At 44.6% G+C, this 25,709-nt stretch carries 28 protein-coding genes; 13 read left to right on the top strand and 15 right to left on the bottom strand.

Annotated features, from left to right (window positions below):
• Positions 1 to 110 precede the first annotated feature (110 nt).
• Together J8Z23_RS07400 and J8Z23_RS07395 are read left to right on the top strand one after the other, a co-directional pair.
• On the top strand, positions 111 to 626 hold the full coding sequence (locus J8Z23_RS07400; protein ID WP_301658840.1) for an adenylate kinase: 516 nt from the start codon (positions 111 to 113) through the stop codon (positions 624 to 626).
• 81 nt (positions 627 to 707) lie between these two features.
• On the top strand, positions 708 to 1,478 hold the full coding sequence (locus J8Z23_RS07395) for a sulfite exporter TauE/SafE family protein (protein WP_301658839.1): 771 nt from the start codon (positions 708 to 710) through the stop codon (positions 1,476 to 1,478).
• A 308-nt stretch (positions 1,479 to 1,786) separates the two neighbouring features.
• Here the strand turns inward: J8Z23_RS07395 and J8Z23_RS07390 are convergent, their stop codons facing one another.
• The 13 genes from J8Z23_RS07390 to sctW form a co-directional block, all read right to left on the bottom strand.
• Complete coding sequence (locus J8Z23_RS07390; RefSeq protein ID WP_006741544.1) at positions 1,787 to 2,758, bottom strand: TAXI family TRAP transporter solute-binding subunit; 972 nt, start codon at positions 2,756 to 2,758, stop codon at positions 1,787 to 1,789.
• A 1,059-nt stretch (positions 2,759 to 3,817) separates the two neighbouring features.
• Positions 3,818 to 4,822 carry a type III secretion system translocon subunit VopD gene (gene vopD / locus J8Z23_RS07385; RefSeq protein ID WP_005377262.1) on the bottom strand — a complete coding sequence of 335 codons (1,005 nt, stop codon included), beginning with the start codon at positions 4,820 to 4,822 and terminating at the stop codon, positions 3,818 to 3,820.
• Between the two features lie 10 nt (positions 4,823 to 4,832).
• Positions 4,833 to 6,032, bottom strand: coding sequence for a type III secretion system translocon subunit VopB (gene vopB / locus J8Z23_RS07380; RefSeq protein WP_046874932.1), 1,200 nt, complete (start codon positions 6,030 to 6,032; stop codon positions 4,833 to 4,835).
• Between the two features lie 7 nt (positions 6,033 to 6,039).
• The gene (gene vcrH / locus J8Z23_RS07375) at positions 6,040 to 6,525 is read right to left on the bottom strand and encodes a SycD/LcrH family type III secretion system chaperone VcrH (RefSeq protein ID WP_005395089.1); all 486 of its coding nucleotides are present in this window, start codon (positions 6,523 to 6,525) and stop codon (positions 6,040 to 6,042) included.
• Between the two features lie 11 nt (positions 6,526 to 6,536).
• Positions 6,537 to 8,360, bottom strand: a complete 1,824-nt coding sequence (locus tag J8Z23_RS07370; RefSeq protein WP_434635273.1) for a virulence-associated V antigen — start codon at positions 8,358 to 8,360, stop codon at positions 6,537 to 6,539.
• 10 nt (positions 8,361 to 8,370) lie between these two features.
• A complete protein-coding gene (locus J8Z23_RS07365) occupies positions 8,371 to 8,655 on the bottom strand; it encodes an LcrG family type III secretion system chaperone (protein WP_005395092.1) in 285 nt (94 codons plus the stop codon).
• 60 nt (positions 8,656 to 8,715) lie between these two features.
• Complete coding sequence (locus J8Z23_RS07360) at positions 8,716 to 9,129, bottom strand: LcrR family type III secretion system chaperone (protein WP_256936273.1); 414 nt, start codon at positions 9,127 to 9,129, stop codon at positions 8,716 to 8,718.
• Positions 9,129 to 11,255: a SctV family type III secretion system export apparatus subunit VcrD gene (vcrD, locus tag J8Z23_RS07355; protein ID WP_104971767.1), complete on the bottom strand. Its 2,127-nt coding sequence runs from the start codon at positions 11,253 to 11,255 to the stop codon at positions 9,129 to 9,131. The genes J8Z23_RS07360 and vcrD overlap by 1 nt, the downstream gene beginning before the upstream one ends.
• Positions 11,239 to 11,580: a type III secretion system chaperone VscY gene (vscY, locus tag J8Z23_RS07350; protein WP_434635272.1), complete on the bottom strand. Its 342-nt coding sequence runs from the start codon at positions 11,578 to 11,580 to the stop codon at positions 11,239 to 11,241. The genes vcrD and vscY overlap by 17 nt, the downstream gene beginning before the upstream one ends.
• Positions 11,581 to 11,585: 5 nt before the next feature.
• Positions 11,586 to 11,963: a type III secretion system protein VscX gene (vscX, locus tag J8Z23_RS07345; protein ID WP_005377246.1), complete on the bottom strand. Its 378-nt coding sequence runs from the start codon at positions 11,961 to 11,963 to the stop codon at positions 11,586 to 11,588.
• Complete coding sequence (sycN, locus tag J8Z23_RS07340; protein ID WP_012841776.1) at positions 11,960 to 12,334, bottom strand: type III secretion chaperone SycN; 375 nt, start codon at positions 12,332 to 12,334, stop codon at positions 11,960 to 11,962. Before sycN ends, vscX begins: the two co-directional genes overlap by 4 nt.
• Positions 12,321 to 12,605: a TyeA family type III secretion system gatekeeper subunit gene (locus J8Z23_RS07335; protein WP_012841775.1), complete on the bottom strand. Its 285-nt coding sequence runs from the start codon at positions 12,603 to 12,605 to the stop codon at positions 12,321 to 12,323. The genes sycN and J8Z23_RS07335 overlap by 14 nt, the downstream gene beginning before the upstream one ends.
• The gene (gene sctW / locus J8Z23_RS07330) at positions 12,586 to 13,479 is read right to left on the bottom strand and encodes a type III secretion system gatekeeper subunit SctW (RefSeq protein WP_048626445.1); all 894 of its coding nucleotides are present in this window, start codon (positions 13,477 to 13,479) and stop codon (positions 12,586 to 12,588) included. The genes J8Z23_RS07335 and sctW overlap by 20 nt, the downstream gene beginning before the upstream one ends.
• A gap of 185 nt (positions 13,480 to 13,664) precedes the next feature.
• Between sctW and vscN the strand changes: the two genes are divergently transcribed.
• The 9 genes from vscN (at position 13,665) to J8Z23_RS07285 (ending at position 21,235) form a co-directional block, all read left to right on the top strand.
• Positions 13,665 to 14,987 (top strand): SctN family type III secretion system ATPase VscN, encoded by a 1,323-nt coding sequence (gene vscN, locus J8Z23_RS07325; protein ID WP_167426535.1) that lies wholly within the window; start codon positions 13,665 to 13,667, stop codon positions 14,985 to 14,987.
• Positions 14,984 to 15,445 (top strand): type III secretion protein, encoded by a 462-nt coding sequence (locus tag J8Z23_RS07320; protein ID WP_152814918.1) that lies wholly within the window; start codon positions 14,984 to 14,986, stop codon positions 15,443 to 15,445. The genes vscN and J8Z23_RS07320 overlap by 4 nt, the downstream gene beginning before the upstream one ends.
• 9 nt (positions 15,446 to 15,454) lie before the next feature.
• Positions 15,455 to 16,603: a type III secretion system needle length determinant gene (locus J8Z23_RS07315; RefSeq protein WP_434635271.1), complete on the top strand. Its 1,149-nt coding sequence runs from the start codon at positions 15,455 to 15,457 to the stop codon at positions 16,601 to 16,603.
• The gene (sctQ, locus tag J8Z23_RS07310) at positions 16,600 to 17,568 is read left to right on the top strand and encodes a type III secretion system cytoplasmic ring protein SctQ (protein WP_046874924.1); all 969 of its coding nucleotides are present in this window, start codon (positions 16,600 to 16,602) and stop codon (positions 17,566 to 17,568) included. Before J8Z23_RS07315 ends, sctQ begins: the two co-directional genes overlap by 4 nt.
• Positions 17,565 to 18,215 (top strand): SctR family type III secretion system export apparatus subunit VscR, encoded by a 651-nt coding sequence (vscR, locus tag J8Z23_RS07305; protein ID WP_005377232.1) that lies wholly within the window; start codon positions 17,565 to 17,567, stop codon positions 18,213 to 18,215. The genes sctQ and vscR overlap by 4 nt, the downstream gene beginning before the upstream one ends.
• A 13-nt stretch (positions 18,216 to 18,228) precedes the next feature.
• On the top strand, positions 18,229 to 18,495 hold the full coding sequence (gene vscS / locus J8Z23_RS07300) for a SctS family type III secretion system export apparatus subunit VscS (RefSeq protein ID WP_005377227.1): 267 nt from the start codon (positions 18,229 to 18,231) through the stop codon (positions 18,493 to 18,495).
• Complete coding sequence (sctT, locus tag J8Z23_RS07295; protein WP_031780447.1) at positions 18,492 to 19,277, top strand: type III secretion system export apparatus subunit SctT; 786 nt, start codon at positions 18,492 to 18,494, stop codon at positions 19,275 to 19,277. The genes vscS and sctT overlap by 4 nt, the downstream gene beginning before the upstream one ends.
• Positions 19,278 to 19,292: 15 nt before the next feature.
• Positions 19,293 to 20,348, top strand: a complete 1,056-nt coding sequence (gene vscU / locus J8Z23_RS07290; protein ID WP_047009817.1) for a SctU family type III secretion system export apparatus subunit VscU — start codon at positions 19,293 to 19,295, stop codon at positions 20,346 to 20,348.
• Positions 20,349 to 20,632: 284 nt separating this feature from the next.
• Complete coding sequence (locus tag J8Z23_RS07285) at positions 20,633 to 21,235, top strand: TetR/AcrR family transcriptional regulator (RefSeq protein ID WP_434635270.1); 603 nt, start codon at positions 20,633 to 20,635, stop codon at positions 21,233 to 21,235.
• 51 nt (positions 21,236 to 21,286) lie between these two features.
• Here J8Z23_RS07285 and J8Z23_RS07280 read toward each other — a convergent pair whose 3' ends face one another.
• Positions 21,287 to 22,819 carry an MFS transporter gene (locus J8Z23_RS07280; protein ID WP_434635269.1) on the bottom strand — a complete coding sequence of 511 codons (1,533 nt, stop codon included), beginning with the start codon at positions 22,817 to 22,819 and terminating at the stop codon, positions 21,287 to 21,289.
• Between the two features lie 5 nt (positions 22,820 to 22,824).
• On the bottom strand, positions 22,825 to 23,838 hold the full coding sequence (locus J8Z23_RS07275) for an HlyD family secretion protein (RefSeq protein ID WP_434635268.1): 1,014 nt from the start codon (positions 23,836 to 23,838) through the stop codon (positions 22,825 to 22,827).
• 457 nt (positions 23,839 to 24,295) lie between these two features.
• Between J8Z23_RS07275 and J8Z23_RS07270 the strand changes: the two genes are divergently transcribed.
• Both J8Z23_RS07270 and J8Z23_RS07265 read left to right on the top strand, forming a co-directional pair.
• Entirely contained in the window at positions 24,296 to 24,748 is a 453-nt protein-coding gene (locus J8Z23_RS07270; RefSeq protein ID WP_053807481.1) for a MarR family winged helix-turn-helix transcriptional regulator, read from the top strand.
• A 63-nt stretch (positions 24,749 to 24,811) separates the two neighbouring features.
• Positions 24,812 to 25,555 carry an SDR family NAD(P)-dependent oxidoreductase gene (locus J8Z23_RS07265; RefSeq protein ID WP_109170228.1) on the top strand — a complete coding sequence of 248 codons (744 nt, stop codon included), beginning with the start codon at positions 24,812 to 24,814 and terminating at the stop codon, positions 25,553 to 25,555.
• Positions 25,556 to 25,709: the final 154 nt, after the last annotated feature.

The following is a 25,709-nucleotide window of genomic DNA, read 5'->3' as shown; positions in this document are numbered from 1 at the left end:
TTCCATAGGAATGGTGGGATATTTGATGCGCTCAATATTTATCGAACCCACCCATAGCGGTGGGTTTTCTGTCTCTACCGTATGGGAAATACTCTCTTGGAGGCGGTCACATGCAAAAAGTAGCGGTTTTTGGTAAGCCCGGCAGCGGAAAATCGACGATAAGTAAAGTAATCGCGTCTGCTACCGATCTCCCTCTTCATCAATTAGATTCCATAGTCTATAAACCAAACGGTGAGCCCGTTGAGCGTAACGTTTTTGATGAAGCACATAGCAATATACTTCACTCAGATCGTTGGATCATAGATGGTCTGGGGCCTATCAGCTCCTTTAATGCTCGTTTAGATGCAGCCGATACTCTCGTTTATATTGATCTACCATACTCCGTAAGCTATTGGTTTGTGACGAAACGTCTCCTTAAAGGACTATTCATTAAACCCGAAGGTTGGCCTGATGGCAGTTCGGTATTGAAAGGGACATTACAAAGCTACAAAGTTCTTCAGCAATGCCCTGCATTCTGGAATGATGACTTTATGTCTCGTCTCGAAGGGTACTCTCAAAGTAAAACCGTTCATGTCATCAAAAACGTCACAGAACTGAACAATTTTGTTTTAGAGCGGGTAAAGTAAACTTCATATCAGAACACTAGAGCATGTGAGATGGGACATCTAAAGCTCTAACAATGAAAAAGAACATAACAAGGATTGTTTATGCTTTTAGAACTGGCGCTTTTATTCGTTGCCGGCGTAGTTGGTGGGATCATTAACTCCATTGCGGGAGGCGGAAGCTTTATTACTTTTCCGGCCCTATTGGCGGTTGGTGTGCCTCCAATTATGGCCAATGCAACAAATACTTATGCTTCATGTGCGGGGTACATTAGCGGAGCCGTTGGCTTCAGAGAAGAGATCATGAAGAACAAGCAAGAACTGTTGTTCACAGTCTCATTCAGTTTAGTAGGTGGCGCTGTCGGAGCATATCTGCTGCTCAACACACCAGAATCGCTATTTTTGGAAGCCATTCCTTGGCTGCTCTTGTTTGCCACCGTGCTTTTCCTGACTGGTTCTCGTTTAACAATGCTTATCAAAACTGTCGCGAAAGAGCACAAACACGCAGGAACACTCGGAGCAATCGCTTTGGGTCTATTACTTGTTGGTGTCTCTGCTTACGGTGGTTTTTTCAACGCAGGTTTAGGGGTTATTGTTCTGAGTTATCTGGTAGTAGCAGGTCACCAAGACATTAATTTAATGAACGGTTTGAAATTGCTGGTATCTACGTGTGTTTCACTCATTGCTATCGTGATTTTTGTTGCGAATGGTTCCATTGACTGGCGCACAGGTAGCGTTGTTTTGGTCGGTACGTTGGTGGGGGGTTATCTTGCAGCTCGTGTATCTCGTCAACTTAATCCCAATCATGTTAAAGGGTTTGTTGCTCTTTCTTCTATTCTGATCACTATCTACTTTTTCATTGATGTTTATGCTTAAACAAAGCTTGCACAAGTAGATAACACCCCTACAAAAAACGCCATCGCGAAAGATTAATGCAGATCGCTTAACGATGTTTTTGTGTCATGCCAGCAAGCCTTGGCGTGACTAGGAATCTAATAGCAGTATGCTGATGAGCGACTAATGAAACTATTTTGACCATAAAGGGCTCGGATAGAAGATCCTGTATCACGCTCCTCCGTCGCTGTACAGGATGACGAGAGATAGAAATATGCCACTCGCTGTTAAACGAGTGGCATTAATCGAGAAAGATGGCGTTTTACATCAATAAGAAGAGAAAGTAACGGTTACTTAATCAGCCCTACTTCTTTGTAGTATTTGAGCGCACCTGGGTGAAGAGGCGCAGATAAACCGTCTTTTACCATTTCCTCTTTCTTCAAGTTCGCAAACGCTGGGTGGAGACGGCGGAAATCATCGAAGTTTTCAAATACCGCTTTAACCACGTTATAAACCACATCTTCTGGTACCGCAGTAGAGGAAACAAACGTCGCACCCACACCAAAGGTTTGAACATCACTATCTGTGCCACGATACATACCACCCGGTACATTTGCGACACGGTAGAAGCTATTGTCTGCAACCAATTTTTCTACATTAGGTCCAGCTACCGTTACGATATTACTATCACACGACGTAGTGGCTTCTTTAATCGCTCCACTTGGGTGACCAACGGTATAAATCATCGCATCAATTTTGTTATCACAAAGTGCTTTTGATTGCTCTGCTGCTTTTAACTCAGACACAAGCTTAAAGTCATCGTTACTCCAGCCATACTGGCTCATTAACACTTCCATGGTGCCTCGTTGACCTGAGCCAGGGTTACCAATGTTGACGCGCTTACCTTTCAAATCATCAAAAGTTTTGATGTTCGCGTCTTTACGTGCAACGACAGTGAACGGTTCTGGATGAACGGAGAATACGGCGCGTAGTTCTTTAAAAGGCCCGCTTTCCTTAAACTTACTGGTTCCTTTGTAAGCATGATACTGCCAGTCTGATTGAGCGATACCGAGATCCAATTCACCAGCACGAATAGTGTTGATGTTATAAATCGATCCCCCAGTACTTTCTACCGAACAACGGATACCGTGATCTTCTCGCGATTTGTTAACCAAGCGACAAATTGCTCCACCAGTCGGATAATAAACCCCTGTTACGCCACCAGTACCAATCGTGACAAACGTTTCTTCCGCAGACGCAGAAAAGCCTGTTGTGAGTGCCGCTAAAGAAGCAGCAAGTGCGATTTGCTTAAACTTAAACATTGAACATCCTTTTTACCTGTGTTGATGACCGTTTAAGTATAGCAACCGTTAACAATTTGATAACGTTTGAGTTCTCATCCTTGCAGATTGGCTTAGCAATCACCATTTTTATCAGCATATTCTGCCATCATACAAGGCTCTATATAAGATGTAAGCGCAACCCGTATCGCATAGAAAATTAAATCTTTTTAAAATTTTTCATTTATGAAATGTTTAGACAGACATATCTATTCGAAATTATCTATTAAATAGAAACAATCAGGTCAATTACAATAATCTTGTTAAACAACCTTTATTCTATATAAATATGATGAATTATAACTCCAGACAAAAGACATGAGGCACTTGAAATAAACAAGACGAAAGAGAGAACAAATAATCGTTTAATATGCTTTGGAACTTTATCTCTCTTCTCTAGCATTTTATACCGTTTCGCATGAAACTTGCTCAGAAAGACAGTGCCATATTGTAGGACACCTTGACCTGATAAGAACATATTCAGAGTGTAGTATCGGACTCCATTATCAAGAGTATCTTCAAGATACTTCAACCAGTTGGATTTCAAATAAATAACAAACAAAACCCAAGTGAATATACCTAAAATTCCAACCGTAGTCAGATAAATAACTAAATCTGATGCTAAACTGATATCTTCCATCTTCGACTACTTATTAAGTTGAGTTTTATATAATTCTGTTCCCAAATACTCACCAGTCGAACCGCCATATTTTCCTTTTAAGTACTCCCACTACAAAAAACACTTTTTGTGAGTAATAATGACACTCTAACTCAATCTTATGCAACAAAGCCACTATGGAGTGATAACTTTGAGCTGAGTTCAACAAAAACAACAACTTCTATGCAAGATAAATCTCTTTTAGCATGATGATCAGATCATTGATGATTACTAAGGAAGCGGGATAGAGTAAATGTTTAACTACGTTATATTGTGTTACAAACCAATTCCTCAGTAAGTATCAATATCTAGTTGTTAGCTTAGATAACTGAAACAAAAAAAGCGTTGTATAAACAACGCTTTGTAGTTAATGAGATGGACGGTTACACCGTTGGGACTGACGCTCGCCACGCTTGGTTCTGACTATCTGAGATAGAACGGAACAAGTCACGTAGCTCTTTCAATAAACCTTCTTGGAAACCAATGTTTTCATCGGCTTTCTGTTTGGCTGCTTGTGCGCGAGTCGCTTGTACTTCATCATCTTTGCTGCGCGCTTGCGCTTTGGTTTGCTCTACATTCGATGCTGAGTTTGCCATCTGGCCCAAAGCTTGAAGAATAGCGTTCTTCGCTTGGTTTGAGCTCATCAACTTATCGAACTTACGGCCACCACTTGTCAGCTGCGCTGTCGTGTCTGCGATATTGTCTTTCGCTAGTGAGTGCGCACGCTTAACCTGATCTTGCTGAGTTTTAGACAAGCTATTGTTATTCAATAACTCTTCTGCTTGATCGAAGCCAGCTTTTTGCGTTTTCAGTACATTATTGCTCGCCATTTCATTCTTGATTTCTTTCCCTGCTTTGAAAGAACCAAGGGCACCAATAATTGCGGTAGCACCCGCTAATACACCCGAAACGACTGCCATCGCGATCATCGCACTTGCCGAGTTGTTTAGTTCTGCCGCTTGGCTTTCTAAACTTGCGACGTTTGCTTCAACAGCAATTTCACGTTGTAGCACTTGCTGCTCACGGCTCAGCTTTGATACTTGATACAACAATGTTAATAGCGTCAACGATTGTGATACCGCATCTGATGGTGACTTGATCACCTCCTCACCGTTAAGCGCTTTCATCGTTGTGCTCATTAATGAGCTCACCGTCGGTGCAAGAGCGCTCATTAGGTTTGCAACAACTTGAGCTTGGTTACTCACTGTAGGAGCTTTAGGCGTCTCTAACTGGTAGCGTGCTGCACCAGAAACACCTGACTCACTTTGGCTTTTAACGGCGCCTGCTTCAAGCTTTGTTTCCGGCGCTTTTTCTGCTTTGTTGGTTTTAATGGTATCGCCTAAACCATACAGTTCGCCGCGTCCCGTTCCGCCTACTTTATCTAGCATAATAAACTCCTTATACCGTTGCAGGACGGCTTAACACCGTTTGCATGGTTTCACTTTTCGCTTGGATCATTTGCATGATGACGCTCATCAGCTCTTGGAAATCTTCCATCAACTTGCCAATTTCTTCTTTAAGCTTGTCGATGACGGCCTGGCTTAAGGTCATTTTGGCGCGAAGGTCCGTGATATCTGCCTGAATCTCAGTTACGTGAGCATTGTTAGCGGCATGAACACTGTCCGTAGCGCCTTTACCTACGTTGACGGCAATATCGACAGTTTCTGCTCCGTAACGAATCGCTTTTGCGGTCGTTGTCGCGGCTTTTGAGCCCATGTCCGCCACTTTCGCCATATTTGCAGCTGTTTTCGTAGCGATTTCTGTGACCTTTTGAGCTATCTTGCCAGCACCTTTTGCTGCAAGTTTCGCGATACCGCCAGCTGCTGCACCACCAAACGTCACAACAGCTCCGATAACCGCGACTGCGATTTCTAATGCCATTACGACTTTGTTTAGCACATCGACATTTACGCCCGCTTCTTTTAGCGCATCTTGAACGGCTGGCTCTTGCAGCGCCATGCTCACTGCTCCCATGACGCCACCAGCGATCATAAGAGCACCAGCTGCTGCACCAACACCCGTTGCCACCATTACGGCACCAACAACAATAGAAACCACCGCACTGATCCAACCAAAGATCTTCGCTGCTAAGCCTGATTTTTGGGCTTCTTTTGCAGCGGCTTCCGATTCTTTGATTTTGTCTTGGTTTTCCACCATCTCTTTTTCGTGCTTAGCTTTTGCGACCTTCACTTCCTGAATTTTCAGCTCGTTTTGAGCACTTTTCAGTTTATCCGTGATAGCAGCAAGCTCTACTTCAAAATCATCAGCAGAACCTGCGATGATTTTGACTGCAATCGAACCTGTTTGATCTGCAACTGCATGGAGAGATTTTGCAATGGTATCGACGATCTTTTGCAGCTGTGCCATGGCTTTTAGCGTCAAATCATTCACTTTGTCGCTAACAGCTGCGTTAGGTGCATCTAACTGAACTTTTACTTTTCCGGTGTTCAGTACATCTGCATCTTTACTCTTCACGTTTTCTACCGTCACAGAAGGCGTCGCTGTAGACGCCGTTTTCTGCACGTTATCTAACGTGGCTTGGCCAGATTCAGGGCTATAAACCTGTGTCTGGATGCGGTCAAGTGCAATAGAACTCATAGTCTAATTACTCCTTTTTATTTCTCACCGCTTCTAACATGATGCCTGCACGCTCATGCAAATCTGCATATTGTGATTTTCCGGCAGACATCTCCTTCGCGCTGTAAAACCCACTCTCTGCTTCAGTCAGTTGTTCCAGTTTCAGGTGACATTCAGCAGAGTGAAAAGGTGGACGTGGATCATTTACGTCCACTAGCGCTGCGTAGCTGTAGGCGTCTATTGCCTGCAGATACTCACCCAACTCCTGACGAGCCGCGCCAAGGCCAATGAAAAATCGCGCCTGATAATGATCAAGCATGCTAAGTAATTGAAATACTTTCGCTGCTTGCTCAATCTTTCCCGACTGGAAAAAGTTGTAACCTACGGCATAAATGTGTTCGATGGTGTCCTGAGACACATCGTGCAACATTTTTAGCGTGCCTCCCTCTTCCAAAAAAGACAGCAGTTCTTCTGCTTGCATTTGAGATGGATCGGTCGCGTTTTGTTTAGTCATGGTTGTTATCCTTAAATGGCTCGTAGGATTTCTTGTAAAATACTGTGGTACTTCTGAACAAATTTGTTCATTGCTTCAACGGTCGAGTTGTATTGGGAACTGGTGTCGTTCAGCTCAGTGGTTTTGATTTGCACTTCATCGTTAAGCAACTTGGATTTAGCACTGACAGAACTAGAAAAATTAGACAGTTTTTTCGACTTCTCTTCGTCTTGGTACGACGCACCATCACCGATAGTAATACCTTGTTTTTGAAGGAAGTCTCGATGGTTTGTTATCTTATTATCCGTCAAATACTTGTACTCAGGTGAAGCTTCGAAATCCGTTTGATTGCTGTAGTTAAAGTCACTCGCTTTGAAGTTACTTTCTGGATCTCCCGGTTTATAAACTCCATCAACACTTTGCGTAGAGTGAATTTTCGACTGAACAACACCAAAGATTTTTAGTTGCACGGTTAAATCTTGCAGTGCTTCCTTTTGCTCGTTACGTTTTTCTAGGCGATTTACGCGACGCTCATTTAGTGCAAGCAGCACTTGCTCATCAAAACGATCTCCAATGCTAGACTCAACAACGGCCAACAAATCACGAGCCGTTAGAGAGTGCTCTGCTCTCACCTCGCGATCCGCTTTCTCTTTGTCGGTGATATTGAGTAGACGCTCTTTCAATGCCCCTAAGTTCTTGCGCAATGCCTCGTATCGCTCAGTAAATGAAGCCCCGGTAGATTCACCTTTTACTATTTTTTCAAACTGTAATCGGATGTCTCGTTCGGTGTTTTCTTTGATTAAATTAACTTGAGCTGCCGTTATTTGTGTCTTTTGGACATCGGCTATCGCGCTATCTTGGTAAAAGTTGTCGATTTCTATCTTTGTTAAACTCACGGCGAAGTTGGCGAACAAGCCAGAAAGCGTCAAAGGTTCGGTTCCACCAATGACGGTGTTAAGTGCTGCTTTTAGGTTGTTTGTTCCAGCCGCCTCCCCATAAGCTGCGCTATATTGGCCTTTCACTTGAGCGGCCATTTCATCTAACGCTTCTTTAAGCTGCTGTTTAGAAATACCAGGAGTCCATGTAATTCTGTTAGCTAGCGCACTTGCGTCATCGGTGCTTAAAGTAATACCGATACCTTGAAAACTACTTTTTAATTGAGCTGAGACTTGAAGAGCGAAACTCTCTTTAGTCAACAGGAAGTCCGAGCTCTTCAGTTGCGCGAGATTAAGGGAACCTAAGCTACTAAAGGCATTGCGAAGAAAAGAAATAGAAGCATCTCTCACTTCACGGGAGCTCATTTGATTAGCAAGCTCTGCAACAAAAAGAGAAATTTCTTTGGTGGCATTAGCCAGACCTGTCTCGGAGAGGTTGGCGATCTGCTCCGCTTGGTTACTCTGAGTGCCCAAATTAAATTGACTAACAAACTCAGTAGATAACGAGCTATCTACGTTTTCCGTCAGTAACTTACTAAACCAAGACTGAAACTGATTTGATAGCGTTTGGTTTGTTTGAGCATTGAACTCGGCTGCGGTTAATTCGCCATCTGAATTAGCACTTTGTAGCGACTTTATCCAAACAGATGCGGTGTCGGTCAATGATATACCAGCAAACGCGTTATTTTTCGCTTTTAGGTTTTCAAGTGTATCAACATAAAGCGCGATGCTTTGTGATTCCGTTTGTCCCGAGATAGTTGGCAATGAAGAGATTAGAGAGGCAAGTTGCTGAGTCTCTGCTTCACCCAGTACAGGTGTAAATGCCTCTATCAAGTTTTGTTGGAAAGTGGGTAATGGTGCACTACTCGCAGCTGTGTCTGTTGCTCCTGTCGTAGAGCCAGTCTTTGTCGTATTCGTCATTTCCAAACCTCTAAATCATCATGCCGCGCATCACTGTGGGACGCTTTCTGCGTTTACCTGACGTACCTTGTAGCTGATTTTGTTGTTGCCGGCGGCGCTGGACTTCGTCTATTAGCTCTTGCTCTGCACGTTTCATGGTATCTACTGGCGCTTTTATGCCGCCAAGTAAAACATCACCAGCAACAGGACCAACACCTAAGCCTTCCAATAGCTCGTTAAAAATATCGGTTCTGTCTTCAGCTTTTCTAATGGCAAGCTCAGCGTTCTCAATCGCATCGGTAAACGGTTGCTTCATCTTGATTCCTATCTTAAAGCGGGTCATCTCATCGGTGCTGTCAGTAACAGTCGTGAGTTTTTACTTTTTCAACTTTTTCAAAGGTCTATAATCTGCTAGGCGTAAACAGTACCAGTCGTCTAGCTCATCATGGCTTGCACCGCATGCTTTTAGATAGAACTGTGCTAATCGCTGGCTGCTCATGTTGCTACCACGTAATACATCAACGTTTCCGCGAATGACCCAATCGGAGGGATAAAGTTGAATAGCATGCTCAGCTAAGAGAAATAAGCCGGCAAAGGGGTTACTCAACCCTAGGTTTGGATGCACACGTTTCAAAAGAACGATGATGATTTCTCCGTCCTCCACACGAAAAACGAGCTCTAAACCCTCAACTTCAATTCGATAACCAAGTTGAATTTCACTTTGTTGCCAAAAGTATGGCGTCACTTCGATCCCCGCTTGCGCAAGCGAGAGCATTAGTTTTGTTTTCATTACATCCCCACCCTTCCAAGTGGCTGAATATTGATTTGCTGGGTTAGTTCTTGAAATGACAAAACGGGCAGATCGTAGTATTCCGATTCAATAAGCTTTCGCACATATCGGCGTACATCCATAGACACAACTAACACAGGCTTATTCGGCATACGGCTTAAGTCACCAACGGTCTGTTTCACATCACTGACAAATTGTTGCGTTACTGACGGGTCTAACGCCAAGTAACTGCCTGCTGAGGTTTGACGAATACCGCTGCGTATTGTGTCTTCGAGGCTTTGATCCAATAAGTAAGCGGGCAACATGTTTTGTCCGCTCGCGTATTTGTAGCAAATGTAACGTTTTAAGCTGGAACGAATGTACTCCGTCAGCTGTACAACATCTTTCTCTTTTTGGCCCCACTCAACCATCGCTTCCAAGATCACGCGAAGGTTTCGGATAGAAATGTCTTCAGAAACCAAGCGTTGCAAGATTTCCGTCATTTTTTGCAACGGAACAATACGCTGGGCCTCTTTAACGAGCTCCGAATAACTGCCTTCCATCTGCTCCAACAGATAACGCGTCTCCTGAATACCAATAAAGTCTTGTGCGTACTCCTTGAGAACATGAGACAAGTGGTACGTTAAAATTCTGTCGGGTGTGAGAAAGCCGACATGGCTAGTGGTGAGTTTTTGCTCGTAACTTTGTGCCACCCAAATGCTAGAAATACCGGGTAGAAAATCTTCATCTTGCTCATAAGGCACGCCTAATAAGTCGATCTGCTCATTCCCTTCTGTCACCAAGAGTTGGTCTTTTACAATTCGTCCTCGTGCAACCGGAACTTCTTGTAACTGAATTAAATATTCGCCATTTTGCATCCCCTCGTTAAAACGCAGGTGGATACCCGGGAAAGGCACGCCGAGATCGAGATATAGTGCGCGCCTCACCCTTGCTAGCTCTTCATTCAATGCGACCGCTTCCAAGCTTTCCTGAAGGCTCGCGTCAAGATCGATCAAGAGTGGGACCGTCATAGCGAACTCTTCTTGCTCACCTAATTTTCCTTTACTGTTTCTAGATGGGGTTGGTTTGCTTGGCTTCGCTGCTGGTGAACCCGCCCCTTGCGAAACAAAGCTTGATAAGTCGGTACTATCTGATTCCGCCTGTTTTTTCTGTTGATAGAAAAGGAAGAAACCACCACCACCAACCACTGTGGCCAAGACCAGAAAAGTAATTTTTGGAAAACCAGGAATCAGTGCGAAGAGCACCAAAAGCACACCGCCAATGAGGAGTGCACGCGGCTGAGCAATAACCTGACCACCAATGTCCGAGCCGAGATCAGAAGAATCTTCATGAGAAACACGCGTCACGATAATACCGGCCGTAATCGCGATAAACAGCGCCGGAATTTGCGATACCAAACCATCGCCAACGGTCAAAATAGCAAACAGCTCAAGCGCTTCAGAAGCACTCATGCCTTTTTGCGTTACCCCGATAGTAACGCCACCTAAGATGTTGACCACAATGATGACCAAACCAGCAATGGAGTCGCCTTTAACGAACTTCATCGCGCCATCCATCGAGCCATACATTTGGCTTTCTTTTTCAATCAGTGATCGTCGGTGCCGTGCTTCGTGTACGTCAATCACCCCAGCGCGCATGTCACCGTCAATACTCATCTGCTTACCAGGCATCGCATCAAGTGAGAATCGCGCACTAACTTCTGCAACCCTCTCCGAGCCTTTGGTGATCACCATAAACTGGACAATAGTAATGATCAGGAAAACAACAATACCGACCACTAAGTTACCGCCCACGACAAAGTTACCGAAGGTATAAACGATTTGACCAGCATCGCCTTGCAGCAAGATCAAACGGGTTGTCGTGATAGATAAAGACAGACGAAACAATGTCGTGATCAGTAGCACCGCGGGAAACGCAGAGAACTCAAGCGGCGTAGTGATGTAAATCGCTAACATAAGCAGCACCACCGCAATACTCATGTTGGTGCCAATCAGCACATCCACCAGCGCGGTAGGCAGTGGCAATATCATCATAAAGACGATCGCGAGCAACATCACAGCAAGCATAATGTCTTTACGTTGCCCTACCTTGTTTAAAATATCGATCAACTTATTCATGTGATTCACTATTTAAAGATTGCAGATAGCGTCGGTGCGCTTGGCGTGCCCCATCGACGTCATTTTGTTTCCAACGAGCTTGGCTTAAGCAAAACCAGAGTCCTGCCGAATCAGGTTTAAGGTCGGATTTTAATAAGTGCTCACATACCTCAACAGCACGGGCATATCGACCACTTTGTAAACACGCCACTGCGAGCGTTTGCATCGCCTCTTTGTGTTGCGGGTCTATCTCTAAAACCGCGTCGAGAATAGAGATGGCATGCTCTGGCTTTTGGTATTGAACTTGTAGTGCAGCGTGAACAAGCAACAGTTCAATTTCTTTGGATCTCAACATGTTGGTTAGACCTGGATAAGGAGATTGAGCGCCATAGTGAGGTAACGCTGATCAAGTTGCGTACTTTGTAGCGTTTCGGATGCTTTGATAAAAGAAGCGGAGCCTGAATCCTGTGCAAGAACTTGCAACTGAGCCAACGTTTCATCGAACTGTTGGCGGTACTTTTCTGGACGCAACAATTCTGAGTGCAACAATTTTGGCTTGGTTAACGCGATTAGGTATTGGTCTGAAGGCCTGAGGTCATAGAGCTTCTCTAAATGCGTAGCGACCGCCTGTCCATCAGGAAGTAATTGAAACCGTTCAGGGAAATCGGCCTTAACCTCACTATGAGTAACATGCGTGAAGGCTTCTATGCCTACGTTTAAAGTGCTTACTCGAGTCATGAGGTTGCCACATCGTTATGTAGACGAACCAAAAGCGTAAACGCTTGTTCTAAAGTCGGAAGCGTGACCTCTTCTCCGTTTAACCTCGCGGAAAAAACCAAAGTTTGCTCATCTAACAAACCAGTTTTAATTTCGAAAGGCCAGCCTTGATCGGCATGACACAAACTGAGTGCGCTTTGAATGATGTCACTGGTTTGATGCCAAGATAACGCTTGAGACAACATCAAGAATAGCTGTTCTCCGTGTCGCTCAATATGTAGTGTACCGCTTTGCTCAAAATCCAGCTGCACCCGTCCAGCTGATGAGAAATCGACGGCATCGAGCCCCATTCCTCGGCAAAATTCATTGACGGATGCATCAATCCAACTCATCTTCCCACGCTTCCTCTTCTTCTATATCAATGGCTTCGTCTAGCGCCTTTTGTACCGCTTGTATTAAATTCTGTCGTTGTTCTTCATCGGCGAATACGTCAATTGGGATTGCGCGGACTAACTTGTGGAACTCTCGAAAAAAATCGATTTTTTGTTGTACCGCCGTCAATTCCATTGCGTTAGCGACTTTCCAAATCTCATCACTGCTTACCCATCGCTGCTCTACCAACGCAATCACATCAGCCATCAAATTAGAAACTTGATAAGCCATAACTCGTCCTTTCCGGTTTAAACATTTGGAACAACTGACTCACGCGATCTTGCAACGTATTCAGAGTTTTGAGTTTTTGCATATCGGACATCAACCACTGCAACTTAACCGAGTCGATACTGCTGCCTTGAACACTAAGATCTGCACTCATGCCTTGCAGCATAAAGTCAACAGCGGTCGATACCTCCTGCTCACCAAAGCGCGCCACTACGTCTTGATAAGCGGCTCCGAGCCCTTGATAACTATGAACGGTATCGCGATAGAAACCGCGCAGCTGGTGTAATGAGCTAAACTCTTGCTCTTGGCTGTACTCATCAGCAAAATTTGAGACGCGAATTTCCGTATCAATTTGAGCCCAAGAATCTGGGTTTTGCTCGATTCTCAGAATCGCTTGGTCAATCAGCGCTAGTAGATGTTTACTTTCTGGGCTCGCACTCAAAAACTTTTTAACGGCTTTTAACGCAAGGTATTGATGGCTTTTCTCCTCTGAAAATCCATTCAAATAAGCTTGCAATTGAGCGATGGTCGAGATATTTCCTCCCGCCATTTTTGCAGCCAGATCTTTGATCTTTTGGTTCTTTTCAAGATCAGGGACTTTTCGCAGATAGTCAGAAACGAGTTCGTGCGCTTCATTAACTCGAACGCCACTGTCTTTCACTTTACGCTTGGTCAAATCTTTTTCTGCTTTTTCGGAACCGAGTGAAGTGAGCTCTTCCATCGCATCAAAAAGTGATTGTGTGGCATTGTGAACACGGACCGTTTCACCGCGGTAATTGCCTTTTCGTGAAGCGTCGGTACGAGACGATTCCAACCCGTTTTGGATAGACGCATCAAACTTTGGGTTTGTTGCGATATGATTGTTGATAATACTCATTCACTTGCACTCCTTCCGTACAATACAGGCGAATTATAGGAAGTGCGCTTTCTCGAAGCTGTCAAAATCAGACGTGTTTTTTTAGTGCGTTTTCAGTTTTCTAAAAACTCCCGACTGATATTCACTATAAATACCCCCTCATCCTTTCTATCCTCCCAACATCAATCATTGCGCATATTTTTACCTTGAACGATTTCTCATACATCACTGATATCCAACAATCTGCGATCAGGCAAACTCGTCTGATCCAAATTCGCGGGCGCGTTACGCAAGTAACCGGCACCATCATCAAGGCCGTTGTCCCCGGCGTTCGTGTTGGTGAGCTGTGTGAGTTGCGTAATCCTGATCAAACTCTGTCTTTATTAGCGGAAGTCGTTGGCTTTCAACAGCATCACGCTCTGCTCACACCGTTAGGAAATATGTTTGGGATTTCCTCAAATACAGAAGTTAGCCCAATGGGAAAAATGCATGAGGTCGGCGTTGGCGATCACCTATTAGGTACAACGCTTGACGGGCTTGGGCGTCCTTTCGATGGTACGCAAAGTCAGGAACCAAGTGCTTGGTATCCGGTTTATCGCGATGCACCGCCACCAATGCAACGTAAACTGATTAAAAAGCCAATCTCTCTTGGGGTTCGATCCATTGATGGACTACTGACCTGTGGTGAAGGTCAGCGCATGGGCATTTTTGCAGCGGCGGGCGGTGGTAAAAGTACCCTACTGGCAAAACTGATTCGATCCGCAGACGTCGACGTGACCGTTCTCGCCTTGATTGGTGAACGCGGACGCGAAGTACGAGAGTTTATTGAGCATGACTTGGGCGAAGAAGGAATGGCCAAATCGGTTTTAGTGGTCGCGACATCCGATCGCCCGGCCATGGAACGTGCCAAAGCCGCTTTTGTTGCCACTTCTATTGCGGAATATTTTCGTGACCAAGGTAAACGCGTGTTACTGCTGATGGATTCTGTAACGCGTTTCGCCCGCGCACAGAGAGAAATTGGCCTAGCCGCAGGTGAGCCACCAACACGACGCGGCTATCCGCCTTCCGTTTTTGCCGCTTTGCCAAAGCTGATGGAACGAGCCGGCCAATCTGACAAAGGGTCAATTACAGCGCTGTACACCGTGTTGGTTGAAGGCGACGACATGACAGAACCTGTCGCCGATGAAACTCGCTCCATTTTAGATGGGCACATCATTCTCTCGCGCAAACTTGCGGCAATGAACCATTATCCCGCCATTGATGTACTCCGATCAGCAAGCCGCGTGATGAATCAAATCGTTGAACCTGATCATCAGGCGTCTGCTGCTCACCTTCGCGAAATGTTAGCCAAGTACGAAGAAGTTGAGCTACTGATAAAAATTGGCGAGTACCAGCATGGGGCAGATAGCCGAGCAGATATGGCGATTGCACAAAGTGATGATATACGCGCCTTTTTACGTCAAGGAACGCATGAGCCAAGTGATCTTGATGGTGCTATCGCTCAACTAAAAGGGATGGCGAACCAATGATCGAACGGTTATTAGAAATCAAACAAATTCGAGCTGAACGTGCGGATAAAGCCGTTAAGCGCCAAGAATACCGAGTATCAAATTCGGCAGCACAGGTTCAAAAGGCCGAACGTTCCGTCGAGGACTATCACGTTTGGCGTCAGGAAGAAGAAGAACGACGTTTTGCCAAAGCAAAGCAACAAACACTCGTTCTCAAAGAGTTGGAAACATTGAGACAAGAAATCGCGTTGTTGAGAGAGCGAGAAGCCGAGCTTAAACAGCGCGTTGCCGAAGCAAAAAAAGCGCTTGAGCACGAACGCTCGGTACTTAAAGAAAAACAAAAAGAGGCACGGCAAGCCCATAAAACCAAAGAAAAATTCGTTCAGTTGCAACAACAAGAACTCGCGGAACAGTCGCGAGAAAGACAATACCAAGAAGAACTCGAACAAGAAGAGTTTCGCACTGTCGATATTATCTAAAGGTTCATTATGCGCATTACTCCAACAGAAGAAACACCGAATACGCTGTACAAATCAACGCCAGAAAAAAAGCCCCTGGAACGAGAGGTTGAGCTTCAATCACAGTTCGAGCGTGCAATGACGGAGAAACCTAGCAAGGAAGAAGAATCTACCGTTGCGAGCAAAAAAGACACTCAGAGCAGAGGCGAGAGCCTTCCGTTAAGACATGAAGCATCTCAAAGCCTAGACAAACAATCGAAACTTTCTAACCAAGAAGCCAGCACTTATAGAAATACCGCTACATTAAAAGGCAAAAGTGACGTCGTCACAAAGGAAGGCGTAGAGAAACCACAAGACGACGCAACAAATAGCGAAGAACGCCTGATTGAAAACAGTAAATTGCATGAGAAAGATAAAAAACTTGAGAGCGATCAGCCTCCAAGCTCATCCTCACTTGAGCGCGTTGGCCCCCATTCTCAAGCACAAGCTTCTCTCGACGGTTCTCTCCCTAAAAAGGCCGTAGGAAAATCGCTCGCTCAAGATGCAATTAACAATGCCAACTTCACGACGAAACAAACCGAAACGACACACAATAAGCGTGCAACGCAGCGACTACAAGACACAGGCAAACTAACAGATAAAACCGATAGTCGTTCTGAAACTAAATCGCTTGAGAAAGTCGAGACGAAAAGCGCACTAGTGGCCGTTAAAGCGGATGACGAAAAAGCAGAACCTCAACACCTTGCGAGCGCGGCAACACAAGGCGATGTCATTTTAAAGAGTGTTGCTTCACAGGCTCAGCCTGCCCCTGTACGAGAAGTAAACACGTTACTCCAACAATTGGTGGACAAAATCTATGTTTCGCTGCCAACCGCATCGGACAACAAAGAGGTTCGGCTGTTTCTAAGTGAAGGACAATTAAAAGGTGGTGAAATCCACATCAAGTTGGACGCGCAAGGTTATAGCGTGACGATTCGACAAGAGCATGCCCTTTCCATTATTAGCCAACAAGCTAGACAAGATCTTGCCGAACGCCTAAATCGATTTGGCGGTGATCAGCCTCTTCGTCTAGCGATCAGCGAACAAACTCAACAGCTCGATCAACAACAACATGAACAACAACACTCACGCCAGAAACGTAGCGTGTATGAAGAATGGCAAGCGGAGAATGACCTATGACGCCGTTAACGATACCCAAAGTCGATTCAGACAGTATTGCGCTCAGTAATCAACTTTGTGCAAAGCAATGCCATTTCCAAGGGGCTGATGGTCAGAGCGTATCGATTACTGTTTCTCAAATCCCTTCATTTGAAGGATTCCGTTTAACCACGTTGATTGGAGGGCAAACGATCCAAGTGGATTTTTGTCGTGCGCAACTCCAGAAATGGCTTGAGTCTACTCTGAATGCCACTGCATTCGAGTCACTGCCCAACTCGCTCCAGTTAGCACTTTTGAGTTCTCAGATTGAACCGCATAGTGAGGCATTCAAAGCACTATTTGGTCAGTTGCCCATTCTTAGCCAGTTACAACCGTTAGAGTCGAGCCAAGTTCAAGAGCATACCTTGATGTTAACCCTCAATAAACCTAACGGCTCTCTTTGTTTGTGGGTTAGCGAAGGAGCAAACGTGCTGTTGGATGCACTACCAAACAGCGCTGCTCTTCAGGCGCGACATCTCGCTTTACCTGTGTGGTTAAGCCTTGGAAAGACCCATTTAATGTTAAGCGAATTTAATTCGCTCGAACTGGGAGATGTGATCTTTTTTGACGATTGTTATATCGCCCAACAACAAGCCATTTTTCAAGTATCTAACCAGAATCTCTGGCGCTGCCAACTGGATGACCAAATTCTTCACATTATTGAAAAAGAAACCAATATGAATGACGTAAACACTTCAGAAATGTTAACCGACCACCAGCAACTGCCCGTGGAACTCACGTTTGATATCGGCCATCAAACCATCACTCTAGAACAGCTTAACCAGCTTCAGCCTGGGTACGTATTCGAGCTAAACCAACCTGTATCTAAGCCGGTAACATTGCGTGCCAACGGCAAAATCGTCGGTGAGTGTGAACTGGTTAATGTTAATGAGCATTTAGGTGTGCGCGTACTGGAACTGTTTGGTGGCACGCAGGAGCCAGCATGATCCAGTTACCTGACGAGCTCAATCTCATTGTCAGCTTAGCACTGCTGGCACTGATCCCATTTATCGCGATGATGGCGACGTCGTTTGTAAAACTCGCCGTTGTATTCTCACTGCTGCGTAACGCTCTCGGTGTACAGCAAATTCCACCGAACATGGCGCTGTACGGATTGGCGATCATTTTGTCTATTTTCATCATGGCTCCCGTCGGTTTTGAAACCTACGACTACGTAAAGCAGCATGATATCTCCCTCGAAGATTCTGCAAGTGTAGAAGGCCTCATTGAAAGCGGTTTACAGCCTTATCGAGAGTTTTTGAAAAAACATATTCGGGAAACCGAAGCCATATTCTTTACCGATGCTGCGCGCACATTATGGCCTCAAAAGTACGTGGACCGTTTAGAGTCAGATAGCTTGTTGCTGTTGCTGCCAGCGTTTACGGTCAGTGAGCTTACCCGTGCTTTTGAAATTGGCTTTCTATTGTACTTACCGTTCATCGCTATCGACCTAATTGTATCGAATATCTTGCTCGCCATGGGCATGATGATGGTATCGCCAATGACGATTTCCCTCCCCTTCAAATTGTTACTCTTTGTCTTGCTTGACGGCTGGACGAAACTCACTCACGGCTTAGTGCTGAGTTACGGTTAATCACGGAGAAAGTATGCATTCTGCAGAAATCATTCATTTCACGACTCAAGCATTAACCCTAGTTTTGTACTTGTCGTTACCGCCGATTTTAGTCGCAGCGTTGGTTGGTACATTGGTGTCGCTTATTCAGGCGTTAACTCAGGTCCAAGAACAAACGTTAGGCTTTGTGGTCAAGCTTATCGCGGTCATTATTACGCTGTTCGTCACAACGCAGTGGCTAGGGGCAGAGCTCCACGCCTTCGCCTCGCTTGCCATGGATAAAATTCCTCAAATACGATGAGTTATCACGACTTACACCAGGCTTTATTTTTGTATAGCCTGACGTTACCTCGGTTAATGGCATGCTTCATCTTTTTGCCTATTTTGAGCAAGCAAATGCTAGGCGGCACCATGGTGAGAAATGGTGTGCTTTGCTCACTCGCACTGTTTATATTTCCGATGATTAATCAGCAAAGCTTGCCCGCAGAAACCGACGGTATTTGGCTGATAGTGATTTTGGGTAAAGAGGTATTAATTGGACTATTGATCGGGTTTGTTGCTGCTATCCCCTTTTGGGCAATAGAAGCGGCTGGCTTTCTGGTCGACAACCAACGTGGTGCTGCCATGGCAAGTATGTTTAATCCAACGCTAGGCTCGCAATCGACGCCAACCGCAGTGTTGCTAACCCAAACGTTGATTACCCTGTTCTTCTCTGGCGGGGGCTTTGTCACTTTTATCTACGCGTTATTCAAAAGCTACACATCTTGGCCGATCGTGGACTTTTTCCCAACCGTTAGCGATGCATGGGTAAGCTTCTTCTACGCGCAATTTGAACAGCTTATGTGGCTTGGTGTGTTGATGTCCGCTCCATTAGTGTTGGCAATGTTTCTTGCTGAGTTTGGTCTGGCGCTTATCAGTCGTTTTGCACCGCAATTGAATGTTTTTTTCCTTGCCATGCCAATAAAAAGTGCCATCGCGAGTGTTTTACTGATCGTGTATCTCGGGTTAATGATGGATCACTTTGAAGTACAGTTTTACGGCATTACCCGATTCGCAGAACAACTCAATACCATTTGGCAATAACGCTTAGGATTCTTTATGAGCGCAGAAAAAACAGAGCAACCCACCGCAAAAAAGTTACGCGATGCCAGGCAGAAAGGTCAGGTAGCCAAAAGCCAAGAAATCGTATCGTCTGCATTAATTTTGGCGCTCATAATTGTACTGTTTGCGTTCGCCGATTATTACATGTCGCACATCTCAGCGCTTATTCTCCTACCAAGTAAACTTGCTTATCAGGGCTTCCAAGATGCGCTAGTCGATGTCGCTATTGCCATCGCAAAAGAAATTGCCTATCTACTCGCCCCGATTATTCTGGTTGCTGCACTCGTCGCCATCTTTTCCAATATGGGGCAGTTCGGCTTTCTATTTAGTGGTGAATCCGTTAAACCCGACATCAAAAAGATCAATCCCGTCGAAGGTGCCAAACGCATTTTTTCGCTTAAGAGTGTGATTGAGTTTATCAAGTCGATCCTTAAAGTCTCTCTTCTTTCCTGCATTATCTGGGTGACCTTACGCGGTAACATCAACGCTTTGATGCAAATTCCAACTTGCGGGCTAGAATGTGTCCCGACCATTACTGGCGTCATGATTAAACAATTAATGATTATCTCTTCGGTAGGTTTCATCGTCATCGCTGCAGCTGATTTTGCGTACCAAAAATTTGACCACACGAAGAAACTCAAAATGAGCAAGGACGAAGTGAAACGCGAATACAAAGAAATGGAAGGCAGCCCTGAAATCAAAAGTAAACGTCGTCAGTTGCACCAAGAGCTACAAGCCTCCAATCAACGCGAAAACGTTAAACGTTCTAATGTATTGGTTACAAACCCAACACATATAGCAGTTGGTCTTTATTACAAGAAAGGCGAAACGCCCCTGCCCGTCATCACCTTGATGGAAACCGATGCGGTAGCCAAACGTATGATCGCAATCGCCAAAGAGGAAGGTGTGCCTGTGATGCAAAAAGTCCCTCTTGCTCGCGCACTATACGCGGACGGCAACGTCGACCAGTACATCCCAAGTGATCTTATTGAAGCAACCGCCGAAGTGCTTCGTTGGTTGGCATCATTGGAGTCGGATAAGGCGCTGAACTAACATGATTTCGAGAGTAAAGGCTATCGTACGAAGAACGGTTATCACTTTTCTATACGTAATGAGATTTTTAAATATGTCATCCTTCGCTATAGGTTTCAGCATATCGAATTTGCCTACTTTTGCTTGTTTCAATGAAGCACTTGGTTCATGAAAAGTCGTGTTTACTAACTTCAATAGTGGTACTGTACTGGACAGTTTTACTTTCATCTCTAAACCACCTAGAGCTCGGTAAGAAACCACGCCAGCCACAACAAAGGTGGATTCTTGCTTGGGTTGATTTATTTATGCGCATATCTACCGAAAAGAAACGAACTCGAATCATCAAAGTTGCCACTGACCTTTTTATAAAACAAGGTTACAAAGACACATCACTCGATCAAATCGTCGCGATTTGTGGAGGCTCAAAGCAGACGTTATATCGCTATTTTTCGAACAAAGAAGGGTTATTTGTTGAAGTTTTAGCATACAATACCAAAACCAGCTTAGAGTCCGTCTTCCAGCTTGCCGACAAACAATCGGAGCCTTTACAAGAAACATTGAATGACTTCGCCAAGAAGTACCTAAAAGGTGTATGCTCCAATCCTATGCTATCACTTTATCGGATCGTTTCGGCTGACTTCAACAAACATGATTCCGTACCAAATCAATTCTGGCAGACAGGGCCGCATCGCATTCATCAATACCTCATCGACTTTTTAAAGAGTGAAACTGTCAGCTCACAACTCAATGTTGAAAATGCCGACCTCGCTTGTGAGCAACTACTTGCATTAATTAAACTTGATTACCAGAACATGGCACTAATTGGCTTCGACTTTCCGACAGATGAAGAGTTAGATGCACATACGAAAAAAGCGGTCACCGCCTTCCTGAATCTATACCAAAGATAAACTCACTGAATATAAAAGGGAGCATCATCGCTCCCTTCTTGTTTCTATGGCTTAGTGAATCTCTCGCTTCGCCGCCAGTTTTTTACCGATTATTAAGATTGGCGCGAGAGCAAAGACCGAGATAATAAACATCAATAATGAATTACTCAGTGCGAGAGAGGTCGCCTGCTCTTTGACAACAGAACTAATTTGGCTCATTCCTAATGCCGAATTTGGCAAGTGTCCATGAGTCAGAATCGTACTGCTCAACGCATTTTTATAAACACCAAAAGCATGATTCACATCATCTAGCGTTCGGCCAATCTCTCCAGCAGCTTGTGCACTATGGCTTTGCATTACCCGTGAGAACACGGCACCAGCGATCACACCACCAATGGTACGAAAGAGGTAGAAATTGGCGATGCCTTCTAAACGCCGCCCGACCTGGAAGTACATCAAGACTGCAATGGTCACAGACACATTTAATAAGCCGACACCAAACCCACGCAACATCATCGGAACGGACAAAGATTCCGTACCAGCAAAGCTAGGTAACTGACTAAACTTATGTACCGAAAGTATAATCATCACCACACCAAACGGGACGACTGCATCCGCTAATGGACGGCGGAAGTAATACACCAGCACGCTGACTAACATACCACCTAGCATGGCATAAAATGCCGGTAGTTGGGCATATCCAGCATTAAGGTTGTTGTACTGCAACGCCATTTTCAAAAAGCTAGTAAACAACACATTGCTCGCCATAACAGCAAAACCTGCCAAAAAAGCGTTGTACATAAAAACATTAGTTTTCAACTTACTATGCAGCTGTATTGATGCTGTATTTAAAGGACTGGCTTTCACAAAGTAATACACCACTAATAAAGTCAGAGCTGCGGCAATCGAAGAGGCTTTAACAAACCATTCCGAGTCAAACCAGTTGTAATAACTGCCTCTCATCAATAGAAATACAACGAGGCTTATTGTCAGGGCAAAAACTAAATAAAACCAACAGCCAGATTTGGGTTCGGCCTCGATTTGAATCGACTTAGGATTGTAGATGCATGCAATTACCAAGGCAGAGAAGTACAGCCAAGCCGACACGACACACAACAGTGACCAATCAAAGATTTCGACAATATTAGCCACTACCCAAGGATAAGCGCCGATCGGTAGCAAGGTTGAGAATACTAACGTTAAAGCGATAATGGCAGGTAGCCAACGCTGCTCAAAGAAGTGGAGCAGGTAAAGGTTTAATACCACCATTGACATGCTCATAAAAAAGCCACTCGAGAGCCAAGTCAGAGTGAACACCAGTTCTTGCTGTCCGCCCCAGTAAAGTACAAGATTGCTCGCTAGACCTACCAATAAAATGGCATGTAAGAGAATTAACGTACCCAATCTACGCACCAATATTGGTGTGAATATAAAACCTAATACCTGGGTAATCATAAAGCCGACTTTAACCAGAGCAACCTCATCGACAGATAAGCCTGACGTTGCCGCCATCTCATACGATAACTCGGTAAACATCACGGAGTTAATACCAAAAGCAGCAATCGCAAAAAGCGTCAAAATCAGCAGCGGTGAACGTTTTTCCATTGCAGTTAACCTTGTGCCGCGGTCTCGATCGATACTTCTGCAGACAACCCCGGATAGACTCGTTGACTCAACTCTTGAGGGATCTCTAGCTCGATACGTACTGGTACACGTTGTACTACTTTTACGAAATTGCCTGTCGCATTTTGGGGTGGCAATAAACTAAACTGTGCACCAGTCGCCGGGGTTATCGAAGAAACACGGCCATGCAATGGATGGTTTGGAAACATATCCAATACCACTTCAACCTCTTGCCCAGGCACAACGTTCTCAAGTTGTGTTTCTTTAAAGTTTGCCTCTATCCAAACATAATCTGGCACCATCACGATGAGCCCCATTCCTGGTTGTACAAACTTGCCGACTTGCACTTGTCTATCTGCCACATAGCCATCAAATGGTGCACGCACCGTGGTTCTTTCCAGTGAAATATTAGCCAGTCGTAAGCTTGCTTCTGCTTTTTTACGCTGTGCTGTCAGTTGCAACTTCTCAGTCATCAATGTGTCGAGCTGCTTTTGCTCAGCAGCTAAGCCCAATTTAGCGGTTTCAAGATTACTGCTTGCTTCAATAGATCGCGTTTTTTGTGCTTCAAACTGATTTTTGCTCACAGATTGCTTTTGCACCAAACGAGAAAGACGTTGAAACTCCGCCGCTTGGTGTTCGGCATTTGCACTCGCGCGGCGAATACCTTGCTTCGCCTGCTCAATTTTCATTAACTGCATATCCGTTTTAATTTGATTTGCAGTAAGCTCAGATTTCGCAACATCTAGTGCTGCTCGAGCAATTTCTTGGTTGGCAACAAAGTCTTCATCATCAATGACAAACAAAGGAGTTCCTTCTCTTACCCACTGGTTATCTTTGACAAAGATTTCGCTTACTTGCCCCCCAACCTCAGGTGAAATGGCCGTAACGTCTGAATGAACATATGCGTTATCCGTCATTACAGTATTCGGCTGGTATAAGGCACAGCCAGCAGAAAATAACGAACCAACAACAAGCGACAAGGCGATAACTTTCTTCTTCATGTTTGAAACCCATTTTATGATTTTCACAAACTGTACTGTACCGTACAGTTTTAGTAAAGATACATTTGATCATTGCCAATTAAAAAGATCAATCTCATTGATTTATCATGAACTTCTTGAGAAAAGTGTTTCGAATGAAAAGAATGAAAAGAATGAAAATCTAACCATTTGTAATGTAAATAAAAAAACACATTTAAACTGAATAAATAAAGAGAGGACTGCAACTCCCCTACCTTTATTGAAGCCTGCTCCCCAACTCGGCGCATCAATCGCAAACAACTTGACTGGCCAAAGTTTTCGAAGCTACCTCACCAATTTTCATTAGCATCTCAATCTGACACATCAACCCAACGATAAGCACAAGCTAGTAGCATTTTCTTCAAACGAATTTGACATCGCCCAATATAGTTGTGTATACAACCATATTGTTCGTTCATGTTATTTGGTGAAATTTTCCATGTCCCAATACAACCATCATCAGTCTCTCGGTCACCTTACGGGGCTTGCTAGTCGCCTGTTTAACCGATTACTCACTACCCGTTTCAAAGATGCTGGTATTGATATGACAGCAGAACAATGGGGTGTCGTGTTGCTGTTACGAAACAACGGTGCTCTTTCTCAAAGTCAGATTTGTGAACTGTTGTACTTAGAAAAATCGAGCGTCAGTCGATCAATTGATGGGCTTGAAAAGCGCGGTTGGACAGAGAGGAAACCTTCGCCAACGGATAGTCGAAGTAAGTTAGTCGTGCTAACAGAAAAATCTTTAGACACCGTTGATACATGTGCAAATATCGCTTCGCTAGTACTGCAAGAAGCCCAACAGAACCTTGCTGAGGCCGACCTAGACAACAGCAAACAGCAACTTTCTAGCGTGGTAGCGAACTTACGCAAGCTTAACGGACAAATTTAACTTATCAGCGTACGTTGCGACAGAAGCTGGTTTAACAGTCAGGCTCAACCTTGGAGAAATACGATGACAAAACGCAATGCTTTAATTACAGGTGGCGCTCGTGGAATTGGTGCAGCAACAGCAAAAGCACTCGCTGCAGATGGTTACCGAGTTTTTATCAACTACGTAAATAGTACTGCGGTCGCGGAAGCGTTAGCTCAGGAAATTCAAAACGCCGGTGGTGAGGCGTACACTTTAAAAGCTGACGTTCGAGATGACGCACAAATACAAGGAATGTTCGACAGCATCGCAAATGAACATGGTGGCGTTGATGTTCTTGTCTCAAACGCAAACATGAGCTTTACCGCTAAACCTTTCACTGAGCAGTCGTGGGAAGAGTTTGCACAAAAGCTCAATGACGAAATGCACGCTGCATATCAAACGGCAAAATTGGCGGTAGAAAACATGAAAGCCAACCAGTTTGGTCGCTTAATTTTTATCTCTAGCACCTTATCAGAAGCCCCTGCACCAAGCTTTATTGCTCATGGTAGTGCAAAAGGTGCACTTGATAGCTTTAGTAAATACCTCGCTCAAGAACTTGGTCCTTTCGGGATTACGTCTAATGTCGTTGCTCCGGGCCTTGTAGAAACAGACGCAACAAAAGGTGCTCCTGAAGAGTTTAAAGAAACCATTCGAATGTTCACACCAACGCAGAAAATTGCCACACCTGAAGACGTAGCAAACACCGTGAGCTACTTGGCAAGTGAAAAAAGCGGACATATCACGGGCACATACAATCCAGTATGTGGCGGCGCCTACCTACCATAGTGCCATTTGTGCCTCGCACACATACAAAGGCATGTACGCATGCCTTTGTATCTTTAGGTATTGCTTTGCAACGCGCAAGCTTCCTTCATGGGCGGTTTTGTCTGAAGAAAAATAGAAAGTCCTATCTATTTCTTATAATCGGTGTATAGTGAGC

The sequence above is a fragment of the Vibrio sp. SCSIO 43086 genome (assembly GCF_051132235.1).
Lineage (GTDB): Bacteria > Pseudomonadota > Gammaproteobacteria > Enterobacterales > Vibrionaceae > Vibrio > Vibrio diabolicus.
The sequence above is the reverse complement of the archived record's forward strand: the minus strand, read 5'-3'. Positions and strand labels throughout refer to the sequence as shown.

Coding starts and splice junctions, on each gene's coding strand:
- J8Z23_RS07400 (WP_301658840.1), top strand. CDS start 111: ATGCAAAAAGTAGCGGTTTTTGGTAAGCCCGGCAGCGGAAAATCGACG.
- J8Z23_RS07395 (WP_301658839.1), top strand. CDS start 708: ATGCTTTTAGAACTGGCGCTTTTATTCGTTGCCGGCGTAGTTGGTGGG.
- J8Z23_RS07390 (WP_006741544.1), bottom strand. CDS start 2,758: ATGTTTAAGTTTAAGCAAATCGCACTTGCTGCTTCTTTAGCGGCACTC.
- vopD (WP_005377262.1), bottom strand. CDS start 4,822: ATGCTAGATAAAGTAGGCGGAACGGGACGCGGCGAACTGTATGGTTTA.
- vopB (WP_046874932.1), bottom strand. CDS start 6,032: ATGAGTTCTATTGCACTTGACCGCATCCAGACACAGGTTTATAGCCCT.
- vcrH (WP_005395089.1), bottom strand. CDS start 6,525: ATGACTAAACAAAACGCGACCGATCCATCTCAAATGCAAGCAGAAGAA.
- J8Z23_RS07370 (WP_434635273.1), bottom strand. CDS start 8,360: ATGACGAATACGACAAAGACTGGCTCTACGACAGGAGCAACAGACACA.
- J8Z23_RS07365 (WP_005395092.1), bottom strand. CDS start 8,655: ATGAAGCAACCGTTTACCGATGCGATTGAGAACGCTGAGCTTGCCATT.
- J8Z23_RS07360 (WP_256936273.1), bottom strand. CDS start 9,129: ATGAAAACAAAACTAATGCTCTCGCTTGCGCAAGCGGGGATCGAAGTG.
- vscY (WP_434635272.1), bottom strand. CDS start 11,580: ATGTTGAGATCCAAAGAAATTGAACTGTTGCTTGTTCACGCTGCACTA.
- vscX (WP_005377246.1), bottom strand. CDS start 11,963: ATGACTCGAGTAAGCACTTTAAACGTAGGCATAGAAGCCTTCACGCAT.
- sycN (WP_012841776.1), bottom strand. CDS start 12,334: ATGAGTTGGATTGATGCATCCGTCAATGAATTTTGCCGAGGAATGGGG.
- J8Z23_RS07335 (WP_012841775.1), bottom strand. CDS start 12,605: ATGGCTTATCAAGTTTCTAATTTGATGGCTGATGTGATTGCGTTGGTA.
- sctW (WP_048626445.1), bottom strand. CDS start 13,479: ATGAGTATTATCAACAATCATATCGCAACAAACCCAAAGTTTGATGCG.
- J8Z23_RS07320 (WP_152814918.1), top strand. CDS start 14,984: ATGATCGAACGGTTATTAGAAATCAAACAAATTCGAGCTGAACGTGCG.
- J8Z23_RS07315 (WP_434635271.1), top strand. CDS start 15,455: ATGCGCATTACTCCAACAGAAGAAACACCGAATACGCTGTACAAATCA.
- sctQ (WP_046874924.1), top strand. CDS start 16,600: ATGACGCCGTTAACGATACCCAAAGTCGATTCAGACAGTATTGCGCTC.
- vscR (WP_005377232.1), top strand. CDS start 17,565: ATGATCCAGTTACCTGACGAGCTCAATCTCATTGTCAGCTTAGCACTG.
- vscS (WP_005377227.1), top strand. CDS start 18,229: ATGCATTCTGCAGAAATCATTCATTTCACGACTCAAGCATTAACCCTA.
- sctT (WP_031780447.1), top strand. CDS start 18,492: ATGAGTTATCACGACTTACACCAGGCTTTATTTTTGTATAGCCTGACG.
- vscU (WP_047009817.1), top strand. CDS start 19,293: ATGAGCGCAGAAAAAACAGAGCAACCCACCGCAAAAAAGTTACGCGAT.
- J8Z23_RS07285 (WP_434635270.1), top strand. CDS start 20,633: ATGCGCATATCTACCGAAAAGAAACGAACTCGAATCATCAAAGTTGCC.
- J8Z23_RS07280 (WP_434635269.1), bottom strand. CDS start 22,819: ATGGAAAAACGTTCACCGCTGCTGATTTTGACGCTTTTTGCGATTGCT.
- J8Z23_RS07275 (WP_434635268.1), bottom strand. CDS start 23,838: ATGAAGAAGAAAGTTATCGCCTTGTCGCTTGTTGTTGGTTCGTTATTT.
- J8Z23_RS07270 (WP_053807481.1), top strand. CDS start 24,296: ATGTCCCAATACAACCATCATCAGTCTCTCGGTCACCTTACGGGGCTT.
- J8Z23_RS07265 (WP_109170228.1), top strand. CDS start 24,812: ATGACAAAACGCAATGCTTTAATTACAGGTGGCGCTCGTGGAATTGGT.